General features: G+C 60.7%; 11 protein-coding genes. 3 read left to right on the top strand and 8 right to left on the bottom strand.

What is annotated here, in order from left to right; translation table 11 throughout:
- Positions 1-38: 38 nt before the first annotated feature.
- The 8 genes from F475_RS19340 to F475_RS19305 form a co-directional block, all read right to left on the bottom strand.
- Positions 39-1,292 carry an ATP-grasp domain-containing protein gene (locus F475_RS19340; RefSeq protein WP_018929557.1) on the bottom strand — a complete coding sequence of 418 codons (1,254 nt, stop codon included), beginning with the start codon at positions 1,290-1,292 and terminating at the stop codon, positions 39-41.
- Complete coding sequence (locus F475_RS19335; protein ID WP_018929556.1) at positions 1,273-2,529, bottom strand: hypothetical protein; 1,257 nt, start codon at positions 2,527-2,529, stop codon at positions 1,273-1,275. The genes F475_RS19340 and F475_RS19335 overlap by 20 nt, the downstream gene beginning before the upstream one ends.
- Before the next feature lie 3 nt (positions 2,530-2,532).
- On the bottom strand, positions 2,533-4,029 hold the full coding sequence (locus F475_RS19330) for a hypothetical protein (RefSeq protein WP_111454513.1): 1,497 nt from the start codon (positions 4,027-4,029) through the stop codon (positions 2,533-2,535).
- Complete coding sequence (locus F475_RS19325) at positions 4,026-5,264, bottom strand: acetyl-CoA carboxylase biotin carboxylase subunit family protein (RefSeq protein WP_064616174.1); 1,239 nt, start codon at positions 5,262-5,264, stop codon at positions 4,026-4,028. Before F475_RS19325 ends, F475_RS19330 begins: the two co-directional genes overlap by 4 nt.
- 33 nt (positions 5,265-5,297) lie before the next feature.
- Positions 5,298-5,753 carry a cobalamin B12-binding domain-containing protein gene (locus F475_RS19320; protein WP_018929553.1) on the bottom strand — a complete coding sequence of 152 codons (456 nt, stop codon included), beginning with the start codon at positions 5,751-5,753 and terminating at the stop codon, positions 5,298-5,300.
- Complete coding sequence (locus F475_RS19315) at positions 5,750-6,973, bottom strand: MFS transporter (RefSeq protein ID WP_064616173.1); 1,224 nt, start codon at positions 6,971-6,973, stop codon at positions 5,750-5,752. The genes F475_RS19320 and F475_RS19315 overlap by 4 nt, the downstream gene beginning before the upstream one ends.
- Positions 6,966-8,036 carry an LLM class flavin-dependent oxidoreductase gene (locus F475_RS19310; RefSeq protein WP_018929551.1) on the bottom strand — a complete coding sequence of 357 codons (1,071 nt, stop codon included), beginning with the start codon at positions 8,034-8,036 and terminating at the stop codon, positions 6,966-6,968. The genes F475_RS19315 and F475_RS19310 overlap by 8 nt, the downstream gene beginning before the upstream one ends.
- Positions 8,037-8,100: 64 nt before the next feature.
- Positions 8,101-9,030 carry an asparagine synthetase A gene (locus tag F475_RS19305; protein ID WP_018929550.1) on the bottom strand — a complete coding sequence of 310 codons (930 nt, stop codon included), beginning with the start codon at positions 9,028-9,030 and terminating at the stop codon, positions 8,101-8,103.
- A gap of 246 nt (positions 9,031-9,276) precedes the next feature.
- On the opposite strand from F475_RS19305, the gene F475_RS19300 reads away from it, so the two are divergent.
- From F475_RS19300 to F475_RS19290, 3 genes are all read left to right on the top strand, one after another.
- Positions 9,277-10,590: an MFS transporter gene (locus tag F475_RS19300; RefSeq protein ID WP_111454512.1), complete on the top strand. Its 1,314-nt coding sequence runs from the start codon at positions 9,277-9,279 to the stop codon at positions 10,588-10,590.
- Between the two features lie 64 nt (positions 10,591-10,654).
- A complete protein-coding gene (locus F475_RS19295; RefSeq protein WP_111454511.1) occupies positions 10,655-12,058 on the top strand; it encodes an amidase in 1,404 nt (467 codons plus the stop codon).
- 144 nt (positions 12,059-12,202) lie between these two features.
- Entirely contained in the window at positions 12,203-13,540 is a 1,338-nt protein-coding gene (locus F475_RS19290; RefSeq protein WP_371924360.1) for an OprD family outer membrane porin, read from the top strand.
- Positions 13,541-13,601: the final 61 nt, after the last annotated feature.

Raw genomic sequence — 13,601 nt, 5'->3', positions numbered from 1 at the left:
TGTGATGATTGAAAACCCCGGGGATGGGGCGTCTGTCACTACAACCAGTCTTTCTCCCATTCACGCCAGGTTTCATGGTCCTGGCGGATTCTGTCGGCGCTCGGGTGCACAAGGAATACGGCACCCGGCGAGCTGTTGAGGTCGATGGTCGGCGTTTTTGGGCGACCTTCGGTAAAACGAAAGCGCGCGTTGTAAAAGCTCGGCAGAGCCTCCAGGCGCTTGCGTACATCGAGTTGGGCGAAGACGCCGCTATGGCGGGCGATCAGGTTTAGTCCGCGGGCGTGCTGCTGCAAGCGATAGCGCTTGGGAAACGATGCCAGTCGGGCCGGCTCCAGATAGCTGGTGCAGGTCAGCGCGACCTGGTCGTTGCCAGTCGCCGCTTGCAGCGCCGGTGGGTTGGCCAGCCCGGAAAGACGGGCACCGGTTTCCAGCAGGCGCGGGCCGCGAGTCGTGAGGATCACTTCGGTATGGGCCGGACCGTGGGTGATGGCCAAGGCATCGAGCACGCCTTCGACGTAATCGATCAGCCCATCAAGCTCCGGCGCATCGGCGGGCAACAGGTCTTCACGGTCATAGATCTTGCGACCGTCGGCGCTCAACGTCTTGGTGCATTTCCAGACATCAGTGATCCAGTGCTCGCCCTGATGACTGACACTGTTGATAACGTACTCGTCGCCCTCCAGGTATTCCTGCAACAACAGCGCCCGGTTGCTGCGCATCATCAGGTTAGTAGCGCCGAGAATGCAGTCGATGGCCGCATGCAGTTGAGCGGCATCGTGACAGATGAACACATTATCGGAGCCCGCACTGTCCAGTGGCTTGACCACCACCGTCGATTCGCCACGAGCCTGGAACCAGGCCAGAGCCTCTGCGCTGGAGGCGGTACGCAGTTGCGCAGCCACCGGCAATCCGGCAGCAGCGACCTGTTCGGCCATCAGTGATTTGTCACGACGGGCGGCAGAGTATTCGGGATCATTACCGGGCAGGCCGAGACGGGCGGCCAGCAAATCCGCCAATTCGACACCAAATTCGCTGCCGGTCAACACCGCCGCTGGCGCCTGGGCCGCGAGCTTTTCCAGCAACGGTTCAAGGCCTTCCTCATGTACGCCGTAGTGCACGCGGAACAGTGTCTGCGGGCAACTCGCGGCAAAGGCCGGTGGCATGTCGTTGCGTGAACGCACATGCAGCAGTGGGCGATGCTCCGCCAAAGCCTGGGCCAGCAGAGCGCCGGTGGAATAGGCGTCGACCAGAATCAGCGGCGCCAAAGTGGAGTCAGTGCAAGGGTTGGTCATAACGGTTCACCGTGTAATGCAACATCTGGAACAATTCGGACGAGGTAATACCCGGTCCGATCGAAGAAAGACCGCAGCTCTGGGGCAACGGCAGGCCACCGACATTGCCCCAACGCAAGGCACCGTGGTCGTCAATGCGGGTCGTGGCGCGGCCAGGGTTGTCGGGGTGCAGGCAGTAGGGAATGTCGAGCCGCCCACGGGCGAAAGCCTGGAGTAACGCGACGCCAATATCGGTGTGCAGGTCCAGCGTGCTTTCCACCAGTTGCCGTGCCTCGAACAACACTTCCTGGCGATAGCCTTCACTGACCGGGTCGATCTCCAATGCGTCGCCCGCGGCGGCTTCGGCCGCCATTGCCAGGGCTTCGAGGTTGTCCTCGACCGATGGAATCTGCCGGGATTCGGCAACGGTCTTGACGATCAATCGCTCGCAGCCGGCAGCCTGGGTCAGGCGCGCACTGTCATAGATCAGGCGGCGAGCACCATGACCGGTGGAGGGAAAGACCCCCATGTAGGAATACACCACGACATGCCAATGGACGCCGTCCAGATAGTCGGCAGCCAGTTCGCGCAGGGCCTGCAAAGCTCCGAAATCCTGGGCCATGGACGTGCCTTGGGCGTAGCTTAACGAGACGCTGCGAATGCCCTGCTGGCGAAAGAACAAAGCCTCGAGCAAGGTCATCGCGATCAGCATTGACGGCGGGCACAGCTGACCCAGCAAACAACCGCCGAAGCTCTCGATATGACCATGGGCAGTGGCATCGGCCAGCAACTGACAACTTTGCGCCCAAGCCTCGACTGCCCGCGCCAGTGGCAAACGGCTGTAAGGCATGCAGTAGGACACCGGGCCGCCTTCGGTGGCGTCGAGTCCGAGGGCCGCCAACCGCTTGAAAACATGCTGCGGTTGGGCGGTGCCATGGCGGACCTGGATCGGGAACGACGGGCCGTAGAGCCCATCGAGCATGCCACGCACCGCTTCCAGCGGATGGCTGATGATCGGGAAACCGTTCAGTGGGCTGTCGCTGTTCAGGCACTGCAGCGCGCTCTGGTAATCACCGACCCGGGTGTAGCTGTCCAGGGTGATGGTTCCGATGGTGGCGCAAGGCAACCCGGCCACTGCAGCCAACCCGGCGCGCATCGGCGCCAGTCCGCCGAAGCCCATGCGTGGTTGCACCACCAGTTCGCGCCGTTCCCGGGCCTGCTCGATGAAGCGCTGGAAATGACCTCCTGTCATGTCCATCACTTAGCGCCCCGACACCAGTTCAACCACGTTTTCACCCGTGGCCGGGTCGAAACGGGTTATCCGGCCCTTATGCGGATCACCGGCGCGAACCCGGGCAATCAGGCTGCTGTCGCTATCGAAATCGATCTGTTGATGGGCGTACAGACTACGTAGCGCCGGCAACGGCAAGCCGCTGACCTGGTTCAGCCACAGGCTCAGAGCGCTGTTCTGGCGACTACCGGCCAGAACGCCGTGAAGGTCCTCCAGATCTGCCAGACGCTCAGGGTGACAGGTCGTGATGAAGCTCGACAGCTCGCGGCCACGCTCGACGAAGGGCGCGAACTGCAGACAAGTCAGTTGTATCTCGTCGAGCCCGAACGCCTCGTTGGCGAAACGATTCGCCAGCGCTCGACGAGCGTCCTTGCCTTCGGCACCGGCGTAGGCCGACAGTGCCAGGTCGATCAGGCGCTGGGGCATTTCCTTTTTGCGCATCAAGCCCTGGGCCAACTCTAGGTATTCGCTGATACCGTCATGGTAGTGACGACCCTGTACGTACTGCGCCTTGAGCCCGCGAAAGTGCGCCATCAGCATGGGGTTGGCGCAGTCTGATTCGGTGAAACTGAACGCCAGTTCTTCGAAGCGGAAATCGAGAAACTCGGTAATCAACTCCCAGTGGTCTTCCACCCGGTAGCTCACCAGGTCGTAGATGCTGATGAAGTCCGGGTCGGCGCTTTCGCTGCCGCTGGCCACCCTACGTTCAGCCCGCTGTTCGTCGAAGCCCTCACCGAACAGTTCGACGAAATACACCTGGGCCACCCCATCAAGGGCCTGGAGCAGGCCGCGAAATCCCTGGCGCCGACACTCGTCGACGTTCAGCCCCAAACGTTGGGCCAGGCGCATGATCCAAGTGAAGTAATGCTTCTGTTCCTTGCGCGAATCACCCGTGACCACCGCGTCGACACCGCCTTGCCACCAGGCCGCACGCCCGTAGAAGTCGGCGACCGCCAGGTTGCAACTGTTACAGAACGTCGGGCGGCCGTCGCCAGCGGTACGATGGCCGTTCATCAGCACATCGAAGCGGTTCATCGCGCGCACCTGCCCAGGGAATGGCAAGTGACGTTCGAACGGGCGAATCTGCTGGTGATCGACCACCAGCATCTCGACCCGAGGATCGTCATACAGGTGCAGGGCCCGATAGACCCGGTCGATGTTCGCCATGACCGCATCCGGGACCCCGGCGTGACGCATATTGGCAATGCGCAAGAAGAAGGTGCGGCCATGCAGTACGTTCAGGTGCAGTTGCACGGCGCGGATCAGCGATACGGTGTAGGAACTGTCCTTGCCGCCGCCATAGGCCACCATCAGCTTGTAGTCCGCGAGCCCGTCAACACCGCCAGCGGCATCGACCAACCGTTCCCCCAGGGTGGCGACGGCACGTCGGTCCACCGCACTGAGGTAGCGATTCAACTCGCCGAGCAAGGGGGCGTCGGCCATTTCAGAGGTAATGGCAATGTTCATATCGGTTCGGCCTGGAAGTGAAAGTTCTTGATCGCGTGCTGGATGTCGCTCTCGATATCCATTTCGCTCGCGTCGGTGAAAATGAAGCGACCGCTGTGCAGGGCGTCGTAGCTGCCGCCGGCTTCAAGGATCTGTCCGGGCCGGGGCAGCAGTTCTCGCCAGAGCGAGTTCAGGTGCGGGCGCAGCGTTTGCGCCTCGATTACCCGGCATGGCAGTTGTGCCGGTTTGGGGACGACCAGCCAGCCACCGCTGGGATCCGCCTGGATCGTCGGCAAGGGCACGCGCTCACCGGCCAGGCCTTTGAGCCAATGCTCATAGAGGTTCACACCGAAGACTTTGTTGATCAGATGTGGCACTTCGGCGCCGCCCACCCGGGCTCCCACTTCAAGGAACACTAGCGAGCCATCCGCCTCGACGAATATCTCCAGGTGAAAGGCGCTGTTGCGCAGGTCCAATGCCCGCAGGCAGGACTCGCTGAAGACTTCGATCCGGGTGCGCAACTCCGAAGACTGGAGGATCACTGAACCCAGCGGTTTGGCGTTGGCGAAATCCAGGCAGCTGTTGATATAGCGCGACACCACCTGGAAAGGCACCCCGGCGCTGTCATCGGTGAAACCGTCGATGTGATAAGTCTGGCCCTGGATGAAGGCCTCGACTTCATAGCGCCCCAGGTCCACTTCGCTGAGTATCACGCGCAGGGCCTGGGCGTCCTCGACCTTGGCGACGCCGATGCTGGCGGCGCCATCCACCGGTTTGACGATCACTGGATAGCCGACAACATCGGCGAACTCCAGCGCCTGTTTCACGTCATTGCAGCGAATGAACGGTGGCACCGCCAGGCCGTGTTCCTGGAGGACTTCTTTCATTCGTGCCTTGTCGCGGTAAACCGCCACCTGCTCCAGGCCGTGACCAGGAATGTTCAGGGTCTGTCGTACCCACGCCGCGATCTCCAGAGTGAACTCCGACAGCGCGATCAATTGGTCCACGGGACCGACGCGATCGATGATTTCCTGAACGCCTGCCAACAACTGAGGGTACTGATTGACGTCATCGACCTGTACCAGATGGGCGATGTGCTCCCGGGGGGCCAGTACGCCCTCGGCGCCAAGGCCGTCGACCACATAGCTGATCCGATGTCGCTGATGATCGAAGAACTCTTCGTAGCGGGTCAGTTCATTGTCCCAGCGACTTGGGTCCTGGAAACGCGGCCAGCGATTGACGATAACGATATGCATCGATTCGATCCTGTGAAAAAAAGAGGGCTGGACTCAGGTCCAGCACGGTGCCGTGCCGGTACCCAGGACGAGCGCAGGTTTCGAGCGCTCAAGGGTGTTCAGGTAGTTTTCGAAGTTCTCGATGGCGTCGGGGCCGATGAACACCTCGTTGAAACCGGCGGCCAGCAGCTCCTGGCGAACCGCCCGCGTGTGGTCTTCCGAGGTGGTCAACTTGCCACCGATGACACAATGCAGATCCGGGTGCTGTTGACGCACCTGACGAATCAGCTCCAGCCCCTGGAAATGTCCATGGCCGTTGACGCTGCTGACCACCAACAATTGCGTGCGCCGCAGCTCAAGGGTGGCGAGAACCACCTCCACCGGAGTGCAACTGCCGAGGTTCTTGACGTTGAAACCGTGCTCCGCCAACCACAGCTGCAGATAAACCAGATTCCACATGTGCGAATCCGATTCGACGGTTGCAATCAGGCAGTCTTGCGATCCTTTCATTGCGTTGCCTCCATGGCTGAGGGGGGAAAGTCCAGAGCGGTGCGAAAGCGCCGGGTGGTCAGGTTGAACAGCAAGGCGCCGGGGATGGCGAGCAGCAGCGCGAGGGCCAGGATCAATGTCTGGACTCCGTACTCATGGCCGATACTGGCGGTCAGCAGGCCGCCCAATGGGTAGGACAGCAGGTTGACCAGGTAGAACGGGCCCATCACCTTGCCCAAGTGGTCGGCGGCAATCGCCTTGATACGCTGAGTCCGATTGAACACGTTGAACAAGGCACAGCCGGCCATCGCCAGGAGAAAACTGATGGCATAGAGCGCTACACCGCTGGCCGCGCCCATACAGATCAGGCCCAGGCAGAGCAAGGCAAACCCCCATGTACCGAGGCGGTAGATCGACATCCGCGCCAACAGCCGCGGCACCAGAATGAAATTGAGCAAGCCCAGTGCACCGGCCCCGGCGTTCATCAGGCCGAACACCCCGTCGGCGGCACCGAACACGCCACTGATGACAAAGGCATTGGCACTCAGAACGCAGGCAAAGGCCAGGTTGATGGTGAAATTGAGCAGCGCCAGGGATAAGACCGGCGGATTGTTCAATAACAGACTCCAGCCCAGGACCAGGTCCTTGCGGATGCTCTTCGGCGGGCTGGCCGACTGGGTATTGGGCAGGCCTTTCCAACACACACCCGCCGCGGCGAATGCCAGCGCCGCCAGCCCCAGAAGCAGGCGCTTGTCGGCGTACATCGCCAGCAGTGCCGCCAGCGCCGGGCCCAGCGCCATGGCCAGCAGCTCCATGTTCTGCACCAGGGACTGGCAGTGGGCCAGGCGTTCGGGGCCAGCGATCAGCGGTACGCTCTTTTCCACCGCCATACGCACCGGCGCCATCAGCAGCGAGAGCACGATGCCGTTGCCGATCAAGGCCCAGACCGTAAGCATTGGCGCATACCAGCAGACCCCGGCAGTCAACCCCAGGCTCACCGCTCGCGCGGTATTGGCGTGGCGAAACAGCAGACGCCCGCCGAAGCGGTCCGCCAGCAGTCCGGCAAACGGATAGGCCAGCAGTGCCGGTAGCCACTCCAGAGCGAACGCCACTCCGGAGTAACGGACATTGCCGGTGAGCTGGAAGATCATCAACGGTACTGCGAACAGCACCGTTTGTTCCGCCAACAGCGCGAACAGCAGGCCGGCACCGAAACGCCGCAACCGGGCTGTGTCATGCATGCTGGCTTTCCAGTTCGGCCTCGAGCTTGCGCAGGCGTGGCAACACATGGCGACAGAAACCGCGCATTTCGTCACGAGTCGGCCAGCCGGAAAAGATGAACTCGCTGACCCCTACTTTCTTGTATTCCAGCAGATATTCGGCCACTTCCTGATAGCTGCCGACCACGCACAGCGCCGGGCCGCCACGGTAGGCCACGGCACCGGACCAGAGCATTGGCGACAGCCAGTCATGTTCAGCCTTGTCGGCCAGACGGAACGAAGTCTTGACGGCTTCGGAGTCGCAACGCCCGACGAACTGACGAACCCATTCGCGATGCTGCTCATCCGGGTTTTCCATCATGCTTTCAACGGCCGACAGGGCTTGCGCACGGGTTTCCCGAGCCAGCACATGCATGCGAATCCCCACCGAACAACCCGCCTCGAGCACTGCCCGGCTGGCCTCGGCGATACCCTGCGGCGTGTCGCCGTAGCGTAACCAGCAATCGCTGTGTTTCACGGCGATCTGCTGGGCGATTTCCGAAGCGCCACTCAAATAGATGTGTGGACGTTCGTTGTCCTTGAAAGGCAGTCCCAATTGCGCTTGCTCGATACGGTAATGAGCGCCGTGATGGGTCAGGGGCGTTTCGCCTTTCCAGAAACGATGCAAAATCTCGAGGAATTCGCTGGTGCGTTCATAACGTCCATCGTGGGCCACGAAGTCGCCATAAAAGGCTTGTTCATCGGGGGAAATACCGGCGACCAGGTTCAATGCAATACGCTTGTCGGACATCCACGACACGGTATTGACGATCTGCGTGAACAACGTCGGCGGCAGCAGGCCGGGGCGATACGCCAGGATGAATTTGACTCGGCTGGTCTCTCGGACCAGGGCGCCGATCATTGGCAGCGGGTCAGGCATGTGGTAGCTGATACCCATCAGCAGCGAGTCGATCCCCAACTCATCGGCTTCCTGAGCGAAGTCGACAATACCGGCAAAGTCCAGGGCACCAGTGTTGTATTTCTCGGAAGCCTTTTGTTGACCGCTGTCGAGCGGTGAGCACCAGTGGATACGCAACGCGGGCATGGTTTTTCTCCAGAGCAGCGCCTGCCGCCGCCTGAAAGCGGGGCAGCGCAAAAGTGACGGTGGGTCAGAACAGGAAGCTGGTACCGACGGTGCGGTCGAACAGCGCAACATCGCGGATGCGACGTTTGCCGCAGATAAACTTCAGCAGTCGCTCGATCCCCAGCCCGCCGCCGGCGCTCGGATGAAGCAGGCCGCGCTTGGCGACTTGGAGGTAATTGGCGAAGGGCGCAAGGTCCATCGACAACTCTTCCATGCGGTAGATGATCTGTTCGTACTCGAACTCTCGTTCGGCACCCGACAGGGCTTCGCCATAGCTGTCGGGATAGATCAGGTCGTAGTTGTTGTACTGGCCGCGCTTGCCGGGTGTTTCGCGATCATAGAATTCCCGGCGGTAGTTGGTGACGAAGAACGGCGTGTGGGCCTTGGCCGACATGATCTTCTCGAAGTCGTCGCCATACTCGGCGCGCAACTCGTCCGAGCTGTATATCGGAAAGTGCGTCTCGTAGTGCGGCAGCTGGCGATTGAGGTGGGCCAGCTGGGCCGAGCAGTGTTGCCTGACCTCGGCGAAGGTGTGCTTGATCAAGCCTTCGATCAGCGCCATGACCTGGTGCATGTTGCCGCCACGTATTTCGAAGTCGAACTGGGAGAATTCCAGCAAGTGGTTCTCCGAATCCTTGATCTCGGCTTTTTCCAGACGAATGTTCGGCGCCACGATAAATATCTTGTCATGACCTCTGGCGGTCAATGCCAGCTGTTTATGGAAGATCATGCTGGCGGTCAGTTTCAGGCGCCGCGTTTCGTACTGGAGTTCAGCGGGGTAGACCGCATGGTTCAAGGGGTCAGTGATGGGCGACATGAGAATGGGCATCAGCTGCTTGAAGTCGCGCTCCAGCAAATATTGTTGCAATGCCTGCAACACGCGACCGCGGATAATCGCGATCGCTTCAACGTCCGGGTGATTAAAATCGTCGAAATTACGCTGAATTTCTTCCATGTTGCGCTCAATATCCAGGGTTAGGAAGTGCCCGATTATTGGTTAAACACGCAAAAACTCAATGTACAGATTTGCCCTAAAAAGCAACCCAGATGCATTGTCTGGTTGTCCCGCCCGGTAATTGGATGGACCATTACCGGCTATGTACCTGATGGCTTCATTCGAACGACACTGCCTGTTCAAGGGCGTGGTTTCGAATGCTGTTTCAGTCGCGAGTTTTCATGAGTTCCTGTTTAGAGTCCCTTTATGACGGCCCACATTGATCCACAACCCGGTCGCTTTTCCCGGTCTGACTACAAGACCCTCGGCCTGGCGGCGCTGGGTGGTGCGCTGGAAATCTACGACTTCATCATCTTTGTGTTCTTCGCCCTGACCCTCAGCCAGTTGTTCTTTCCGCCAGAGATGCCTGAGTGGCTGCGCTTGCTGCAAAGTTTCGGAATTTTCGTCACCGGCTATCTGGCACGTCCGCTGGGCGGCATCCTGATGGCGCATTTCGCAGACCGGGTGGGGCGCAAGCGGGTGTTCAGCCTGAGCATCCTGATGATGGCTTTGCCCTGCCTGTTGATCGGAATCATGCCGACCTACGAACAGATCGGTTACTGGGCGCCCTTGACGCTGCTTCTGTTGCGGGTGCTGCAAGGTGCCGCTGTGGGCGGCGAAGTGCCTAGCGCCTGGGTGTTCGTGGCCGAGCATGCCCCGGTCAGGCGTCGTGGCTATGCCCTGGGTGTGCTGCAGGCCGGATTAACATTTGGCTATCTGCTGGGGGCACTGACCGCAACCCTCCTGGCGCGGCTCTATAGCCCCGCCGAGATACTCGACTTCGCCTGGCGCCTCCCCTTCCTGCTGGGTGGTGTATTCGGGGTGATCGGGGTCTGGCTGCGGCGCTGGCTGAGTGAAACCCCGGTGTTCATGGCCTTGCAGGCGCGACGTGAGTTGGATGCGGAGTTTCCATTACGGACAGTATTGCGCGATCACCGCAAATCCATCCTGCCGGCGATGCTTTTGACCTGTGTGTTGACATCGGCGGTGGTGGTGCTGGTGGTGATCACCCCGACTGTCATGCAGAAAAGCTTCGGCATGAGCGCCAGCCATACGTTCGCGCTGAGCAGCCTGGGCATTGTGTTCCTGAATATCGGCTGTGTACTGGCTGGATTACTGGTGGACCGGATCGGCGCCTGGCGCGCGGTGCTGGTTTATAGCCTGCTGCTGCCGGTGGGGACCGCGGTGCTTTACGCCAGCCTGATCAGTGGCAGCTACTGGATCAGCGTGGCCTATGCGCTGGCCGGCCTGACCTGCGGCGTAGTGGGTGCGGTGCCCTCGGTAATGGTGGGGTTGTTTCCGACCCGGATCCGGGTGTCCGGTATCTCCTTTACCTACAATATTGCCTATGCACTCTGGGCCAGTACCACACCGCTTCTGCTGATCGGACTGATGCCGTGGAGCCCTTGGGTCTGCGTAGGCTATTGCGTGGTCATGGGGGCCGTCGGGGCACTCATGGCGTTGTTCTTCGGCTTTCGCTCCTCGTCGGTGGCTGACGTTTCGGTGGTTCCAGGCGCCTGAGCCTGACCTTTTCGCGCCGCCGGTCGCGGCGCTGGCCCCTGAATACCAAAGGACGGCAATTGGCATGAGCTGCGTCAACGATTTGCATGATCTATCGGCGGTGCAACTGTTGGTGTTGTTCGCCAGCAAGGAACTGTCACCGCTGGAATACTACGACCATTTGCTGGCCCACATCGAGCGCTGGGAACCCCATCTTAATGCCTTGTACGCCTTTGACCCGCAACGGGTCCGGGAACTGGCGGCTGCCGCCAGCGAGCGCTGGAGCCGGGGCCAACCCCGTGGTCTGCTCGATGGTTTACCCGTGACACTCAAGGAGTTGATAGCGACGCAAGGCGACTGCATTCCCCTGGGCTGCGCCGCGACCGAGCTGATCCCGGCCACAGCCGACGCACCACCGGCGGCGCGGATGCGTGAGGCCGGAGCGATAGTCCTGGGCAAGACAACGGTTCCGGACTACGGGATGTTGTCGTCGGGGCTGTCGAGTTTCCACGGCGTGACACGCAATCCCTGGAACCTGGCGAACAATCCCGGAGGCTCCAGTGCCGGCGCGGCGGCGGCGGCAGCGGCCGGCTATGGGCCGCTGCATGTCGGCACCGACATCGGCGGGTCGGTCCGTTTGCCCGCAGCCTGGTGCGCCCTGGTGGGATTCAAGCCGACACTCGGGCGCATCCCCATCGACCCCTATTACACCGGCCGTTGTGCCGGCCCCATGACCCGCAGCATGGATGACTGTGCGCTGATGATGCGCTACCTGTCCCGCCCCGATGCGCGGGATGCCACCAGCCTGCTACCGGAACAAGGCGATTGGGCCCTGGGACAGTTGTCGGTCCAAGGGCTGAAAATCGGTCTGATGCTCGATCCTGGCTGTGGCATTCAACCAGACGAACAGGTGTGCTCGGCGGTTCGGGAAGCGGCTCGCCTATTCGAAAGCAGGGGCGCCCAGGTACGTCAGATCAAGCCACTGATGGACCGCGCTGTGCTCCAGGGCCTGGATCAATTCTGGCAGGCGCGACAGTGGAGTCAGTTGCAGGCCCTGAGCCCCGAACGGTTCGATCAGGTCTTGCCCTACATTCGCGACTGGGCGGCAGCGGCCGAGAACCTGAGCGCCGTGCAGGCGGTTGAGGGGTTCAACCAGACGTTCGAAATCCGGCGCCGGGCAGCCGAGGTCTTTCATAATGTCGACCTGGTGTTGTCGCCGACCAACCAGGTCAGTGCCTTTGCGGCTGAATGGGCCTCGCCCACCAATGACCCGCGCCTGCCGTTCGAGCACATCGTCTTCACTGTGCCGTGGAACATGGGCGAGCAGCCAGCCCTGTCAATCAACTGCGGCTTTACCGACCAAGGCATGCCGATCGGCCTGCAGATGATCGCTCCGCGCTTCGCAGACCAGTGGTTGCTTCGGCTCGGCAAGACCTATGAAAACTGGCGCGGCACGATTCGCCACTGGCCCAGCCCGCCGTCTCGCTGAAGCATTTTATAGCCCTGTGGGATCGCCGCACCGCACGCTCCCACAGGATTTTCGTTGCTCAAATTTCTTAACTGACAGGCATTAGCAGCGTGTGCCTGTTTTTTTGTCTAGAGACTTATCGAAATGGATTTTCGTGTACTTCTGATGGCCGGCATTGCCGTCGGCAGCCCTTTGATTGTAACGGCGGATGAAACGCCGAGCACTCAAGCCCAGGCCCCGGGTTTTGTCGACGGCAGCCATTTGGGGCTGAACTTGCGCCATTACTATGCCAACCAACACACCCGACGTTCTACCTACCTGGGGATCAAGAAAGAAGATGGCCTGGAGCGGACCCGCATCCGTGAAACCTGGGTGCAAACCGCGATGCTCAACTACAGCTCCGGATATACCCAAGGGGCGGTCGGCTTCGGGCTGGACGCTTCATTGTTCAGCGCCATCAACCTGGAGCGCGGACATGGGCGTGTCGCCAATGGTGGCGATCGGGTGCTGGTGGACAGCGATGGCGATGCGCTACCGACCTGGAGCCGTTTGGGTGTCGGTGATCTGCGGCTGCGTTTTTCCAGCACAGAAATCAAGGCCGGTCGCTTGCTCACCGACAACCCGATTCTGCGTTACAAGGACAATCGCGCCCTGCCCTCGAGCTTTCAGGGCGTAGGCCTGTTCAGCAACGAACTCGATTGGCTGTCATTGCAGGCCGGCAGCTTCGAACGGGCGATTCCACGTACCGGTACCGGCAGCGAAAAACTCACCACCACCTTCGGTAACCGGGCGTATTCGGGGTCGCGTATTTCCTACCTCGGAGGAATGGCCAAAACCCCTTACGGTCTGGACGTCAGCCTCTACACCTCACGCTTCGAGGACATGTGGCAGCAGACCTATCTGGGATTGACCCAGTTGATCGGGGATCGGCGCGAGATTGCGCTCAAGACTGCACTGAATTACTACCACACCGAGGATCAGGGCGAGCAGCGCCTGGGCTACATCGACAATGACGCCTTCAGCCTGGCGTTCACCGCATCGCACCGGGCCCACAGCCTGACTCTGGCCTGGCAGCAGGTGTTTGGCGACGAGTATTTCGATTACGTCTGGGAGTCCACGGGCAATTACATGGCCAACTCGTTGTACTCGGACTACAACGGCCCGAACGAGAAGTCCTGGCAACTGCGCTATGACCTGGATCTGGCGTCTTTAGGGGTACCGGGCCTGACGACCAGTCTGTGGCACGCAAAAGGCTGGGACATCGACGGCACCCATTACAGCGGCGACCGTAACGGGCGCAATACCGGTTACAACGTGCGGGGGCTGGACAATGCCAAACACGATGAAAACGGTTTAATGGTGGCGTACGTGGTGCAATCCGGAGCACTGAAAAACGCGGTGATTCGCACCATTGTCTACAACCATCGGGCCACGGGCGGGCAGATCGACGGTAGCTACGACGAGGTCCGCCTGGTGGCGAATCTGCCGATGTGGATTTTTTGAGGCGGGCTTTTTGGGCCGAACAGAATCATCGGCCCCACTTGCGAAACACTGTGGAAGCTTA

The organism is Pseudomonas sp. URMO17WK12:I6, from assembly GCF_003253625.1.
Taxonomy (GTDB): Bacteria; Pseudomonadota; Gammaproteobacteria; order Pseudomonadales; family Pseudomonadaceae; genus Aquipseudomonas.
The sequence above is the reverse complement of the archived record's forward strand: the minus strand, read 5'-3'. Positions and strand labels throughout refer to the sequence as shown.